This window comes from Chlorogloeopsis sp. ULAP02 (assembly GCF_038404745.2).
Classification (GTDB): domain Bacteria; phylum Cyanobacteriota; class Cyanobacteriia; order Cyanobacteriales; family Nostocaceae; genus Chlorogloeopsis.
In genome coordinates, this window is sequence record NZ_JAYKTT020000023.1 from 323,476 (window position 1) to 338,148 (window position 14,673).

10 protein-coding genes and 1 pseudogene are annotated in these 14,673 nt (G+C 39.2%); 4 read left to right on the forward strand and 7 right to left on the reverse strand.

Going from position 1 to position 14,673, the window contains the following annotated elements:
* Positions 1 to 41: 41 nt before the first annotated feature.
* A complete protein-coding gene (locus U2718_RS11805) occupies positions 42 to 2,375 on the reverse strand; it encodes an NACHT domain-containing NTPase (RefSeq protein WP_342002975.1) in 2,334 nt (777 codons plus the stop codon).
* Between the two features lie 362 nt (positions 2,376 to 2,737).
* On the opposite strand from U2718_RS11805, the pseudogene U2718_RS11810 reads away from it, so the two are divergent.
* Positions 2,738 to 2,832 (forward strand): annotated as a pseudogene (locus U2718_RS11810) (GTP-binding protein); the annotation flags it as partial.
* A complete protein-coding gene (locus U2718_RS11815; protein ID WP_342002974.1) occupies positions 2,820 to 3,905 on the forward strand; it encodes a WD40 repeat domain-containing protein in 1,086 nt (361 codons plus the stop codon). The pseudogene U2718_RS11810 and the gene U2718_RS11815, both read left to right, overlap by 13 nt.
* Before the next feature lie 234 nt (positions 3,906 to 4,139).
* Here the strand turns inward: U2718_RS11815 and U2718_RS11820 are convergent, their stop codons facing one another.
* Positions 4,140 to 5,018, reverse strand: coding sequence for a metal ABC transporter permease (locus U2718_RS11820; RefSeq protein ID WP_342002973.1), 879 nt, complete (start codon positions 5,016 to 5,018; stop codon positions 4,140 to 4,142).
* A gap of 30 nt (positions 5,019 to 5,048) precedes the next feature.
* Positions 5,049 to 5,792 carry a metal ABC transporter ATP-binding protein gene (locus U2718_RS11825; RefSeq protein WP_342002972.1) on the reverse strand — a complete coding sequence of 248 codons (744 nt, stop codon included), beginning with the start codon at positions 5,790 to 5,792 and terminating at the stop codon, positions 5,049 to 5,051.
* Between the two features lie 66 nt (positions 5,793 to 5,858).
* Here U2718_RS11825 and U2718_RS11830 point away from each other — a divergent pair, with 66 nt between their 5' ends.
* Positions 5,859 to 6,851, forward strand: a complete 993-nt coding sequence (locus U2718_RS11830) for a metal ABC transporter solute-binding protein, Zn/Mn family (RefSeq protein ID WP_342002971.1) — start codon at positions 5,859 to 5,861, stop codon at positions 6,849 to 6,851.
* Positions 6,852 to 7,131: 280 nt separating this feature from the next.
* Here the strand turns inward: U2718_RS11830 and U2718_RS11835 are convergent, their stop codons facing one another.
* From U2718_RS11835 to rd, 4 genes are all read right to left on the reverse strand, one after another.
* The gene (locus U2718_RS11835) at positions 7,132 to 8,328 is read right to left on the reverse strand and encodes a site-2 protease family protein (protein ID WP_342002970.1); all 1,197 of its coding nucleotides are present in this window, start codon (positions 8,326 to 8,328) and stop codon (positions 7,132 to 7,134) included.
* A 408-nt stretch (positions 8,329 to 8,736) separates the two neighbouring features.
* A complete protein-coding gene (locus U2718_RS11840; protein WP_342002969.1) occupies positions 8,737 to 9,126 on the reverse strand; it encodes a hypothetical protein in 390 nt (129 codons plus the stop codon).
* Between the two features lie 558 nt (positions 9,127 to 9,684).
* Entirely contained in the window at positions 9,685 to 11,007 is a 1,323-nt protein-coding gene (locus U2718_RS11845) for an NAD(P)/FAD-dependent oxidoreductase (protein WP_342002968.1), read from the reverse strand.
* A gap of 31 nt (positions 11,008 to 11,038) precedes the next feature.
* On the reverse strand, positions 11,039 to 11,200 hold the full coding sequence (rd, locus tag U2718_RS11850) for a rubredoxin (protein WP_342002966.1): 162 nt from the start codon (positions 11,198 to 11,200) through the stop codon (positions 11,039 to 11,041).
* Positions 11,201 to 11,859: 659 nt separating this feature from the next.
* Here rd and U2718_RS11855 point away from each other — a divergent pair.
* On the forward strand, positions 11,860 to 14,502 hold the full coding sequence (locus tag U2718_RS11855; RefSeq protein ID WP_342002965.1) for an EAL domain-containing protein: 2,643 nt from the start codon (positions 11,860 to 11,862) through the stop codon (positions 14,500 to 14,502).
* Positions 14,503 to 14,673 lie beyond the last annotated feature (171 nt).

Consider the following 14,673-nt stretch of genomic DNA (forward strand, 5'->3'; position numbering starts at 1 on the left):
TTCGCATTATAGATCCCCGATTTTTTCAAAAAGTCGGGGATCTAGCTGATGCTGTTCGCGAAAACAACACTCTCAACTAAAAATAAAGTTTTCTCTATTGATTTAATTGTAGAATTGGCGACATTACTAGCATGATTTAGACAATCTAGTAGCAACTTATTCGCATCCCAATACTGCTGTAGTAATTGCCACTCCTTTTCGTTGAATTGCCAATCCTGACAAATTTGGCGATCGCTAACTATTAAATTTTGCAACTTAAGAGTCCATGTTTCTCCATTCGCTTGCCACCACTCTTTAAGAGCGATTTTATCTGCGTAGGAATATGGAAGTTCGCTTTGCAGTTGTTGCAGTGATTTCTCTAAAGATGGATATTCTTGTAATAGATCCTGCAAATCAAGAGCAAGCTTGATCGTAGATAAGCGCTGGCAGAAAATATTATCGCTCATCTTCAGACTGACACCAAGAGCATGAACTAAAGCCAAGTCTAAAGCTAAATCAACAGTTAATTTCCCTGTGAGGTGACGATCCAAAGAAACAGACAAAGTTTGGTTTTTGGCAAGAGGGTGATCAATGGGAAGATTGAGGGTAAAGTAAAAAGCACGTATACTAGCAGGATGATACGATGCACTAATAGTTGAAGATTTTTGTTCTAACCAAATTAAAAAATTATATAGTTTTAAATTTGAGTTAGCTAAGGTATCAATTTGTTGCTTCATTAACAGTAACAATTCATCAGCTGGTTGGAGCATACCTGCTGTTAGTAAAAAAACTTCTCGCCAGCGTTTCTCCCCCATTTGTATCACAAATTCTAGTAGTGTTTTAGAATTGGCATTGCTAACAATTTCCCTGGCTGTCAAATATTCTTGAAAAGTCAAATGAGAAAAAGAATAAATACCCCGTGCCTGTTCTAGTAATATTCCATGTTGGGCTTCAATAGCTTTTAAAACAGCACCACTATCAATTTGTAAAGCTTCTACATCTATTGGTTCAAGAGACAACTGACGTAGATAACTAGTAATTAGTTGTTGTATTTTATTTTCTGAGAAAAAGTAGTTTCCTTGAGCAAAAGTAATTGATGCTAAATAACAGAGTAATTTGATTTTGTGTGATAAAGACAAATTGCGATAAACTTCATCTCTTTTAATACCTCTTGCTTCATCCCAACGTACTAACAGTAATTCTAATGCTTGTTTGTAAAGTTCCAAGCGTAAGGTAGGAAAGTCTCCTAAAAATTGAAATACTAAGCAAGTTAAGTTGAGTAAAACTGGTATAGTTGCTAATTCAAGAATTTGCCGATTTTCTGGCAATTCTAATTTATTTATAAAATTATTGGCTTTAGCTCTTCCTTCCCAAAAAGAATTTTTAGCGACTGCTACAAACCACTTATCAACAAATGCTCTAATTTGTAATAGGTTAAAATCAGCAATCTCAACTTCTGTGAATCCTTTAAATTTATACTGAAAAGCTGCTAAACGACAAGTGATAATAATTTTATTTCTGTAATATTTTTCATTAAAGTTCCGAATTTCTCGAAATATTTTATCATGGTCTATATGTGTGACCTCATCTAAGCCATCTAGTAAAATTAGTGCTTTTCCGTGAGTAAGTATTGTCAAAACCTCTGTTTGAGAAATTCCACAATCACTAAATTCTTGATTGATATAATCAAATAAACTAATTTGATTGGTATTGCCACTATCTTCAGCAAAATTTTTTAAATTTATAAAAATTGGTAGAAAATCGTGTTGAAAATTTTTCCGTGCGCAACGAAGTGCTATTGATTGTAAAAAAGTCGTTTTTCCGGAACCCGGTTTTCCTAGTATCAACAACTTAGAATATTTTGAAATAGCTTCTAAGCCAGTTACTCTGTGTTGATATATTTGCTCGCAGTTAGAACTGTTAGAATTATTTAAGTATAGACTTTGTAAGTTATTAATTTCTAACCATCTTTGATTAGTAATTTCCTCAAAAATGTTGACTTCTACATAAAGGTCATCTAATCCGATAGGTCGAGAAATATCTAAAAGATGTAAAGTGCCACACTGAGCTTGAATTTTTTCTTGGTGAGCAAGCCTTGCCTTTCGCACCAAATAATCGATATCTAAAGAATTTTCTGGTACATTTTCAATAGATACTGATTCTTTTTCACTAATAGTATTTTCAACTATTTCTTTGGAATTGATTCCCAAAACTCGACAAATTTCATGAAAGACTTGACGGTCAACAGGTTGACCTGTAAAGAACTTCCAAATTGGTTGACGAGTATCTAAACCTACTTCTCCAGCCAGACGTTTTTGCGTCAGTTTTTTACGCTTAAAAGCCTGTTTAGCCCTTCTTATACCCTCAGCTGACGCTTTAAGCGATCGCTTTGCCATAGTTTTGAGAACAATCTCTATACTGAATAAGCTATACAATAAATTATACTTAACATAAATCTAAAATCAAGTTTTAAGAAAGCTAAAATCAAGCTTAAATGATGTTATGTAAGCAAAATCACATAGTAATCTAGAAAAAATATACAAAATCTTAGGCTAACTCCATACATCTACAATTTGGATCATTCACTGATTGTGCAAGAATATTCTCTGTTGCGTAATCTGCTGAAAATTTGCAGTGAATCCAATAGGGCGATGGCTGCGTTTGAGTTTATTCAAAGAATCTTGAGTTTTTTTAGCAATACTCGCTGCAATTGCAAATATAATGATCATACTCTGATAATAGTTATCATTAACGATAAAAATCTAATCAAACCCGTAAAAATGAACTTGTCTTGATTGGGCGCAATCTAGACGAAGCTAAACTCAGAGAGGATGTCGGGCGTGTCTAGTTTAAAAAACAACAACCAAGGCGACTTTCAAATTTCTTGGCAAAAGTCGCTCTTAGATTATGTGACAGCAATTAGTTGGTCACCTGATGGTACAGCCTTAGCTGTCAGTTCCGCTGCTGGTGAGGTAGCGTTATTAATTGTGGAAACGCAAGAACTCACATACCTACAAAGTAGCTGTGGACTGTCAATTGATTGCCTGTCTTTTTCCAAAGATGGACGATTTCTTGCAGTTGGGGGACAGGATGGGCAGGTAAAAGTCTGGGATTTACTTGGGGAAAAACCCGAATTAGTTACCACTTTGAAAAATGCTCCTGCTTGGGTTGACCGCATGGCGTGGAGTCCTACTCAAAATCAATTAGCCTTTAGCTTAGGGCGCAATGTGCAAGTCTGGGATGTAGATGTTGGTGATATTGCCACAAATCTCAATTTTGACAACTCTTCAGTGCTAGATCTAACTTGGCATCCCGATGGTCAACGCTTAACAGTGGCAGGCTACCAAGAAGTTAAAATTTGGAACAGCCAAGACTGGAAAGACGATCCATATCTACTAATGATTGGTTCCGCAAGTGTGGCGATCGCCTGGTCAGGTGATGGTAAATACATTGCCTCCGGTAATATAGATAGGACAATCACCGTTCTAGAGTGGGACAATCCAGAACCTTGGGTAATGCGTGGCTTTCCTGGAAAAATTCGTAAATTGGTATGGTCAGAAGTACCAAGTAAGATAGGTGCTCCTGTGTTAGCTGCTGCCAGCATGGAAGGTGTTGTAGTCTGGGAAAAGCATGAGGATGAATCGATTGGATGGGAAGGGCGAGTTTTGCCAAAACATGAAAGTGTAGTGCAATCTCTGCAATTTCAACCTCACAGTCTCTTACTAGCCTCTGCTGGGGAAGATGGCTGGGTTTGTCTGTGGCAACGTGCGAAAAAACTAGCCCAAGTTCTCAATGAAGGCGTGGATGGTTTTTCTTGCCTATCGTGGCATCCCCAAGGGCATCAACTAGCTGCTGGGGGACAAAGTGGCGAACTGCTAATTTGGACAAAAGGTTCGCGCGGTCAAGGATTTGGACGCCGTTCTTGAGCGAGGGGGTAGGGTGTGGGGGAAAGAGGACACGGGGACACAGTGACACGGGGAAATCTGAATAGCATTCTTGCCCCAAGTCTTGTTGTCTCCCCTTCTCCTCGTCCTAATTTGAGCCTGGTAACGAGAGCTAAACTCCTGATTTTTCCTTACTCAGTTATTATTAACATCTCTTTGCGTCCCCGCGTCCCTACCTCTCCGTGTCAGCCTATATGAGTAAGTTTTTAAGTCCAATCATTTCCCCCGTTTGAATTTGGATAATAATCTAACTGAATGATTTACCAATTCAGGTCGGGTTAAAATGCCACCAGAAGGACTAAAAAGCAGCACCAATAAAAATAGTACGGATGATACTAGGACAATTGCAGGCCCAGACGGGATATTACGGTAGTAACTAATGTATATGCCAGTGATACTTGCAAGCACTCCAATGATTGCTCCTACCCCCATCATCTGATGCAATTCCTTGACCAGGAGATAGGATGTAAGAGCAGGCCCCACTAGCAGTGCGATTACCAAAATTACTCCGACTGCCTGCATACTGGCAATAATTGTTAATGTAACTGCTGCCATAAAGCCAAAGTGAATGCCGTGAATTGGTAAGCCGATCGCTCTAGCACCAGTTTTATCAAATGTGTAAAATAGCAGTTCTTTATAAAAAAGCTTGACCGCAAATAGAATGACAGCAGTAATAATTAACGTTCGATAAATGTCATTCATTGTAACTCCCAGAATATCTCCAAATAAGAAGCTATCCAGGTCGAGTTTGTTTCTGAGTACCGTAATCAGCGTTACTCCTAATGCAAAAAAGCTTGAAAATGTCAGTGCCATAGCGGCATCTGCTTTAATATGAGATTGGGAACGAATCCAGGCAATTAAGAACGAACCCAAAATACCAGAGCAAAAGGCTCCAATTAAAATATCTATTCCTAAAAAGAACGATATGGAAAGTCCGGGTAATACACAATGGGCAATCACATCACCCAGAAGTGCCATACGCTGGACTATTAAGTAACTCCCCACCACCGGACAGAGAATACCAATGAGAATGCCGATCGCGATCGCGTTCCGCATAAACTCGTAGCTCAGGGGTTGTAATAGCAAATCCAGCATATAAAAAAGAACTTAGATGCAGAACCCAGATTAACAAAAAAATGTTGTTCCTAAATCCTGAAATTGATTTTGTAAAGCTGTACCGTAAGCTTGTTGTAAATTCTCTTTTGTCATCACTTGCTGTGGCAAACCATCACAAATCACACGTTGATTGAGCAGTAACAATCGGTCTAACTGTGTTAACGACTGTCCCCATTCGTGAGTACTAACCAACAGAATTTTGCCTTGCGATCGCAACTCGGTAAAAATTTCTAGCATAATTGTCTCGGTTTTTTTATCAATACCTGTAAACGGCTCGTCAAACAAGAACAAGTCTGCTTGTTGAGCTAAGGCTCGTGCCAAGAATACTCGTTGCTGTTGTCCGCCAGACAGTTCTCCGATCCGCCGATGATGTAGGTGCAGCATTTCTACCCTTTCTAAAGCCGCTTTGACAATTTCTGCGGCGGCACGGTTTGGGCTGCGAAACCAACCCAAGGAACGAGTTCGTGCCATCATCACTACATTCCAAACAGTGATGGGAAAGTCCCAATCAATTAGCGATCGCTGCGGTACGTAGGCTACTTTTTCTAGTTGCCGATGCAAAGGACAGGTGCAATATTGCACAGTTCCACTGATGCTAGGAATTAAACCCAGCATTGCTTTGAGTAGTGTGCTTTTACCCGCACCATTTGGCCCAATAATACCGACTAGCTGTCCGGGTTCAACATGAAAACTCACCCGATCTAGTCCTCGCACTCCTCGGTAATCGACAGCTAATTCCTGAACCTGTAACATGAAATATTTAAATAAGAACGATAATCATTATATTCTTAAAGATGATATTTGCAGCCGATAAGAATTATGTACATCAGTTCTAATCGAACCTGGAGAACTATAGCTTTAGTTATAACTTTGGGCTTATTTAGTGCCTGTGCTCAATCTCCTCCCACTAATGAGACTAGTTCTGTTAACTCTACTGCCAGTCCTGCTGCTAACGATAAGCTTTTGAAGGTAGTCGCTACTACTACAATCCTATGTGACATCACAAGGCAAATAGCGGCAAATACAGTTGATCTACGTTGTCTGCTTAATCCTGGAGTAGACGGTCACACCTATCAACCAGTTCCAGCAGATCGTAAGGCGATTGAAGATGCGAACCTGATTCTTTATTCTGGCTATAACTTTGAGCCAGAGTTAATCAAGCTTATTCAGGCAACATCGAACCCTGCTCCTAAAGTAGCAGTTGCAGAAGAAGCTGTTCCCAATCCGCAAAAGTTTGAAGAAGATGGGCAAACAGAGGACGATCCCCATGTTTGGCAAAGCGCTGAAAATGGCGCTCGGATGGTAGAAGTAGTTGAAACCCACTTAGCAAAATTAGCACCTGCTAATACTGAGTTATATGCCAAAAATGCCAAAGAACTGAGTGCAGAACTAACCCAAATTCACAGTTGGATCAAATCTCAGATTGCCACCATTCCTCAGTCATCTCGAAAACTGGTGACTACTCATGATGCATTTGGGTATTACACCACAGCTTATAACATTCCAGTGGAAGGAGCGCTGCAAGGTGTAAGTACCGAAGAAAAACCAACTGCTGCACAAGTTAGAAAATTGGTTGATTTAGTTAAAAAATCTCAAGTTCCAACTATTTTTGCTGAAGTTACTGTCAATCCCAAATTGTTAGAGACAGTTGCAAAAGAAGCAAATGTCAAAATTTCTGATCGCGAACTTTATTCTGATAGTTTAGGCGAACCCGGAACAGACGGCGATAGTTATCCCAAAATGATGATTGCAAATACTAAGACAATTGTGGAAGGGCTAGGCGGACAATTTACGGCTTTTCAAGGAAAGTAAGGGGATTAGTTGCTTACTTTCGTATTTACAAAACACTTAAAAACGTATCTTTTCCCTCTCTTGGTAAAAGCCTTAGTCGCTGATTTTGCAAATCAGGTTCTAAACCAGCACATACCGCCTCAGAATGATTCTCAAATCCTATAGCAAAGTCCTCTCAAGAAGACTAGATTTCACTTCTATTAGTAATTACAGTCCACTTGAGTGGACTTAAGCTATCATCAGCCAAGAAATAAATTTCTTGGGGGCTTAGGTGCTAATTAAGAATGGTGCAAGTTGTTAATTAATTTGTAGTTGACTTTGCTATCACCTGTAGCTGTAAACCTGGCGGATAACTTCCTTCTTCTTTGATTCGCTTAATATCAGCATCCATCATCCGCAAACCCAATGTTTGTGCTACTGCCTGCACGATGTCTCCGCGATCAATTACACCAGCAACACTATCCGCAGGTGAAAGTACGGTAACGCGGGGTAAATTTTCATTTTCTAGCTTATTAATCACCTCAGCGATATTAGTTGATTCCTCTACAGTAGGAATTTCTGTGAGGGGATGCACAATGCTTTCCACAGTCTTGGTTTCCCACTCACTTCTTTCTACTAAACGCAAGTCATCAATGGAAACCATGCCCCGGTAACGTCCATCCGACTCGGCAAAATAAACTTGGGCAGGAGCAGTTTCAAGTAGATATAAATCAGCAAAGGTACGCAAAGTTTGGTTAGCATCAACTATGCGAAAATCACGAGTCATAGCCTCACTAGCCTTGAGCTTGAGTAAGGTTTCTTGCAACATCGTGACGCGATCATAACTGGTTGCATTGCGGATACCAAACCAACCTAATAGAGCAATCCACAAACCAGTGACTAATTCACCTGTAAAGTAGTCTACTGCCAAACCCAAAGCGATCGCACAATAACCCAAAATTTGTCCAGCTTTGGCTGCCCAATGTACTGCTTGAAAGCGATCGCCTGTAGCTTGCCAAAGTGCTGCTTTTAACACTTGTCCACCATCTAGGGGCAAGCCAGGAATCAGGTTAAATAATGCCAAAACTAAGTTAATTCGTGCCAAATCTCCAACCATGATGTGGAGAGGATTGGCATTAGGTAAGACATTGGCGATGAGACGAAGCAGTAAAAATAGTAACATACTAACTGCTGGCCCAGCGATCGCAACTTGAAATGCTTTGCCTGGAGTTTTGGATTCTTCTTCGATAGCAGCAATACCACCAAATAGAAACAGGGTAATGGAGTTGACTTTAATACCTTGCGATCGCGCTACCAAGCTGTGTCCCAACTCGTGTAATAACACTGAAGCAAAGAGTAATAAAGCCATTACTACCCCAGAACTCCAAGCTAAGACAGTACCTAATTCTTGATAAGCTACTGCAAAATTTAGGATTGCCAACCCTAAAATCACAAACCATAAGGGGTCTAAAAATAAGGGTATGCCCAAAAAAGACCCTATTCTCCAATTTGTTTGCATTCTTATTTCCTAAAACTAAATTTTTCAGCAAGCGACAAAAATGTAACAATGTGCAATTTTTTAGCCATAAAGAGTTTTATCTAATGTATTTACAGCGCTGAAATACGAAGGTACAAAGCCCAGCTTCAGCCAGTGAGATGAAAAAAATCAAAATTTGGTCTTTAAGATCCTCTTATTTCTAGAATAGACAATTAAAGCCCGCGATCCGATCATTAAGGCTGATGCAAAGACGCAAAGAGAAATGAGGACAAACAGACAACCCAAGAGAACCTGATTCCCAATTCTCCACCCCGTGTCTTGATTCCCCCGTCAGCACATACTTTCGAGATGATCCTGAAGTCGGGAGAGATTTTAATCCTCAGTGATTAGTCAATATTGATGTAATATTTCGTTACAAGTATCAATAAGTTAAGATTTAGTCTTAAGTAAAGGGAAAAAACCAACTGCAAGGCTGACACATCCAACTACAATCCACCATTTGTCTTTCTGCTCTACTTGCAAATATGATTGTTGAGGGTTTTTCACAAAACTGCTGATCCGAGATGCTATTTCTCGCTGTTCAGCTTCGTCGCCATAGTTTGCAAAGGAAGAAAATAGAACTTCACCATTACTAGTGTAGATAACAACTCTAGTGGATTCACTATCCTTTTTGGTCAGAAATCTAGCTCCTTGTAATTTATTGACTGGCATTTCTTTTTCTTCAGACCATAGAAAACCAGATTTTACAAGTTTACAATATCCTTGATTTGGCTCTGTTCGGCTGCAAGTAAAGGTACTCACTTTTGCAAAAGAAATCAAAAAAAGTCCAAATATTATGAAAAACAGCCTCAATTTAAACTCCTATTTATACTCGATTTAGTAATAGTTAAAATTAGGTAAAACTCATTTTTTTGAGTTAAATTAGATTTTAAAATTTTTTATTTAAGAGAACTTTTCATAAAAGCTTATAGTAGTTAAAATTTATAAATCGGTTAATTTATTATTTTTAGTTACCTATAAGTTAATACATAATTGATAGATGACAACTTTAATTGACCTCATAAATATTCATCAGGAGCTAAAATAACTATCTGCAAAAAATCCAATCAAGTATGACAATAATATTTTAACTTTTCACATATCCTAATGCAGCACAAAAAGATACCGTTTTCTTAACTGAGTACAAAATTTTTCTTAACTTATCTTTATTAATGAGAAACAAGAACAAGTTTAAGAAAATTAAAAATATGTATCACAGCGAAACGAACTTAGTAGTTCTATTTTTGTAAAAAAGAAGATGCCCGATTTTTTGGATAAGTTGGGCATCTGTGTACTTAAAAAATATACAGTGACTATTAGTCACTGGCTAATTTAGTTTTAACTATTAACAGTTAGTGGCTTTGTACTTTCTAGATGTACTATTGCTAACCCTGCTAAATAAGCAGTTGTCCAAGCGCTTTGGAAATTAAAGCCACCAGTTACACCATCTATATCTAAAATTTCTCCAGCAAAATACAAACCTGGTACTAACTTACTTTCCATAGTCTTAAAATTAACTTCCTTAAGATTAATACCACCACAAGTAACAAATTCTTCTTTGAATACGCCTTTACCATTAATCAAATATTTTCCTTGAGAGAGTTCTTGGATTAATTGATTTAACTTTTTATTAGATAATTCTGCCCAACGGTTTTCAGCGGAAATACCGACACGAGAAATTATGTATTGCCAAAGGCGGTGGGGTAAGTCAACACCACGATGGGATGTAATGAGGCGCTTGGGCGAATCATTCTTGACGGCTAACAATTGTTGGCGTACTTGCTCTGGTTGCAACTGGGGTAGCCAATTAATGAGTAAAGTAGCTTGGTAGTTACTTGAGTGTAATGCTCTGGCACCCCAAGCAGAAAGCTTGAGTACGGCTGGGCCGCTCATACCCCAATGTGTAATTAGTAATGGCCCAGTTTGTTCTAGTGGAGGGTATTCTGGTACTATTAAGCGTAACTTTGCATAGTTAGTACTTACGCCAGCTAACTCCCTTAACTTTTGATCACGAATATTGAAGGTAAATAGAGAGGGAACGGGTTTTTCAATGATGTGTCCCATTTGTTGGGCGATTTTATAACCTAAAGGATTGCTACCCGTAGCTAACAGCAGGCGATCGCATGGCAATTTTTCTCCCGACTTCAGGATCACCTCGAAATTAGAGAGTGGGAGAAATTCCACCTCTCTCCCTATCACCCCCTTTCCCCCTCCTCTTCTTACCCCCACCACCACCATACCTGTGCGTAGTTCTACTCTCGCGGCTTTGGCGGCATCCATCAGACAATTGACGATTGTTTCTGAGGAATCTGTAATCGGGAACATCCTGCCATCAGCCTCGGTTTTTAACTGTACGCCATTCTTAGCAAACCAAGCGACTGTGTCTTGGGGTTGGAAACGCGTAAAAGCGCCTAGTAAAGCTTTTCCACCTCTGGGATAATTTTGTATTAAGACTTTTGGATCGAAGCAAGCATGAGTGACGTTGCAGCGCCCTCCACCAGAAATGCGAACTTTGGCTAGTGGTTGGCTGCTAGCTTCGAGTAAAATCACACGAGCGCGAGGATTACTTTTGGCAGCAGCGATCGCGCTAAAAAAACCAGCCGCACCACCACCTATGACTACTACCCGTAGCGGTTCCACAGTTAAAAAATTCCTAAACATTTGTTGATTAAAATTGTCAGCACAATATTTATTATTCTTCTGGTTCAAATTGATTTTTTTCTGCGCCACAAACCGGACATATCCAATCTTCTGGTAATTCTTCAAAAGCTGTCCCGGATTCTATACCATTATCTAGATCGCCGACTTCCGGATCGTATTCATAACCGCAGACACCGCATATATACTTTTGCATCTTTAATCTTCCCTAATTAATACTCTGTTTTATATCCATCTTAATTACCTTTCACACAAAAATTACTTATATTACTTTTTTTTACAAGTAACTAGAACATTCTAGATTATTCTTTCAGACGGCATTCTGGACTTAGAATACACTTATTATGACTGTTAGATTCTTAATTAATTAAGTGACCGATGTCCCAATCAACTGAATAATTTAAAATTTTAAAAAGTATGATGCATAAATTAAAAGTTTTAGATAAACAATTCTAATTTACTGCTATTTATTTTGCCTCCTTTCTGGATTCTCTACTCTTCTGTGAAAATTACGCAATTATACCCTTTGATATAGAAGGTATTTAAATTTATTCTTTTTATTAATAGAGGATGAAATGTATCGTGAGCTTTCAACAGGGAAAAGAGTAGAGAACAGTGGCAGAAAGGGCAAGGTTTCCTAGTCTTATGAGTGAGTTGAGAAAAAGGCTGAGAGTCTCAGGTAAGCCAGTTGCTTGCCAGTGGGATGTTTCTTTGCAGACAATTAATTTCCTTTCACAAATGGTAAGCAAGGTGATTAAGCCTTTTGTTGAGGAAATTGCGGCTCCAACCCTGAACTTAGCGCAAGCAAGATTTTTCAATCTAAAACCCACAGACATGAGAGTGTGAAGAACAGCCATGCCAGAAAACGAACAAGAAAAAATATGGCACTTGTTGGTGGTACAAGACTTGCAAGGGCAGCGAACTATCCCTTTGAAAGAGGCTACATATTCTCTTGGGCGTGACTCTAGGAACGCAATTGTTTTACGTTCGCGATCGGTGTCAAGGCAACACGCAATTTTACTGCGGGTAACTCTTCCAGAAACAGATCAATATGCTTTTCGGATTGTTGATGGTAGTTTTAAGGGTAAGCAGAGTACCAACGGCTTATTTATCAATGGTACGAAATGCTTCTCTCACGATCTTCAGCATGGGGATTTAGTTGAGTTTGGCAATACTCAAGTTAAGGCTAGGTACTATGCCATCTCCAATCTTTCAGAACAGGATTTTTCAGAATCTTACGTAGTTGAACACTTATCTGACTTACTGTCAGAACCAGGTAATTCCATCAATCCCTTTGAGACGCTAATAGTCAAAGATGATAGTCTTGAAAGAGCTAGTGAAGTTGCTTTAGCTCGTTTAGCTTCATTTCCCGAACTGATCCCCAATCCAATTATTGAGATGGATTTAGAGGGAACAATTACTTATCTCAATCCAGCTGCAACTCTCAAATTTCCTGATCTGAAAAAATCTGGAAAGTATCATCCTTTCATAGCAGAGCTAGTCACTACAGTTAAAAACCAAAAAGAGAATTCTTTTATTCGGGAAGTGGAAGTTGATCAAGAAGTATTTGAACAATCTGTACACTATCTTCCTGAAAGTGATTTAATTAGAACTTTTGTAATTCGGGAAATTACAGAGCAAAAGCAAGCTGAAGCTGAACTGCGTCAACGCGATCGCTTGCTACAAGCAGTTGCAGAAGCTGCCAATTACTTGTTAGTAGAAATGAACTACGAAATAGCGATTGAAAAAGCTTTGGCAGTACTAGGTGAAGCTGCCCAAGCGGATCGTGTTTATTTATTTGAGAACAAACCTCACCCACTCACGCAAGAAATGACAATGAACTTGCGATATGAATGGACAGACTTTTCAGTAGAGTCTTGCCGTCATAACTGGCAAAATCAACCTTATAACAATTCTGGACTGAACCATTGGTATGAAGCTTTTTCTAAAGGAAAATCTATTGGTGGGTTGACTCGCGAATTAAGTACTGCCGAACAAAAACTTCTTGGGCGCGACAGTATTCAATCTCTGCTGTTAGTACCTTTGCGGCTAGAAGAAAAGTTCTGGGGATTTCTAGGCTTGGTAGACTGTTCTCAAGAGCGTTACTGGTCAAAGCATGAAGAATCAACTCTTTTGACGCTGGCTGCTAATATCAGCGCCGCTCGACAACGGCAACAGGTAGAAGAAATGATTCGCTACCAAGCTCTTCACGATCTGCTGACTGGATTGCCTAATCGCCTGCTATTTAACGAACAACTATCTAAAACCCTGCCTAATGTAGCTAGGAGGAAAGAAAGTTTAGCTGTGATGTTCCTTGATCTAGATCGGTTCAAAACCATTAACGATTCTCTCGGACACACGCTTGGAGATTTATTATTGCAAAGTGTTGCTCAAAGATTGAATGATTCCCTCAGAGCTGGAGATACCATTGCTCGTTGGGGAGGTGATGAATTTATTATCTTGCTACCCCAAATCACTAGCGTTGAAGAGGTAACCCAAGTTGCTAAAAGAATTTTACAAGCTTTAGAAAAAGCTTTTCAGATTGACGGACACGAACTTTACATTAGTGCTAGTCTGGGTATTGCTTTATTAAACGAGCATAGCCCCGATGCTGAAACTCTAATCCAACATGCAGATGTGGCTTTGTATCATGCTAAAGACAAGGGAAGAAATAACTATCAGTTTTATACCACTTCTATCAGTACCAAAGCTCCTGAGGTGCTAACTATAGAGAAAAGCTTGCGCTATGCCCTAGAAAGAGAAGAATTTGTAGTCTATTACCAACCCCAAATTAATATTCATACAGGGAAAATTACTGGCATGGAAGCGCTATTACGCTGGCAGCATCCAGAGATGGGATTGGTAGCTCCCAATATTTTCATTCCTCTTGCCGAGGAGAGTGGATTGATTGTTCCGATTGGAGAATGGGTTTTGCGAACAGCGTGTATGCAGAATAAGGCTTGGCAAAATGCCGGATTGCCTTCCTTAACTGTAGCGGTTAATCTTTCTCTCAAGCAGTTTCGTGAACCCAAACTAGTGCAAACTGTAGCCCAGATTCTAGAACAGACAGAACTAGAGCCACAATTTTTAGAATTAGAAATCACGGAAACGGTAGCCATTGAAGACTTAAACTTTACTAAAAAAGTATTACAAGAACTAGAGCAGATGGGTGTTCATCTTTCTATTGACGATTTTGGTACTGGTTATTCTTCTCTTTCGCGCTTGCAGTTGCTGCCATTGCACAATCTCAAAATTGATCGATCATTCATCCGTGAATTGACAACTGATGTGAAGGTTGCTCACATTGTCAAGGCGATAGTTACTTTAGGACGAAATCTAGGACTGAGACTTACTGCTGAAGGGGTTGAGAAGGAGGAAGAATTACAGTTTCTGAAATCTATTAACTGTGAGGATGTGCAGGGCTTTCTGTTCTACCGCCCGCTTTCTGCGCAAAAAGCAACAGAAATCCTAGAAAATACAACGACACATTTGCACTAATAAAGTTAATAATTTTATTCTCTGCTAGTCCTCTCATACACTTAAAGCACACGATAAGCTTGTTCATACAAGAGGAATCCAATGCAGTACTATTATTGATGGGTTCCTTTAAGTAAAATGTTCTCCTCACAATCTTTCGTAGGTACCCTTAAGCATTAAAGAATACTAGTT